At 65.2% G+C, this 210-nt stretch carries 1 protein-coding gene; it reads right to left on the bottom strand.

What is annotated here, in order from left to right; genetic code table 11:
- Positions 1-210: hypothetical protein (locus tag BGIM_RS66140; RefSeq protein ID WP_193789048.1), on the bottom strand; the 210-nt coding region annotated here is incomplete at both ends.

Genomic DNA, 210 nt, shown 5'->3' with positions numbered 1-210 from the left:
GTCTTGCCGATGACCGTGTGCGAAATCTGGGTCCAGTCGGAGCGCACCCCGATGGCGTTGCGGAACCTTGCCCGCAGGTCATAATCCGCCCCGTCGTCCACACCGGTGACAAAGGTGTCCAGACTGTCGCCGATGGGGGGCGGGGCCTCCTGCCAGGCGGTGGCGGATTTTTTCTTGAACTGCACCTGGGTCGAGCCGCCGGAGGTGACG

The sequence above is a fragment of the Zavarzinella formosa DSM 19928 genome, from assembly GCF_000255705.1.
GTDB classification, from domain to species: Bacteria; Planctomycetota; Planctomycetia; order Gemmatales; family Gemmataceae; genus Zavarzinella; species Zavarzinella formosa.
This window is presented reverse-complemented; position numbering and strand designations above follow the sequence as displayed.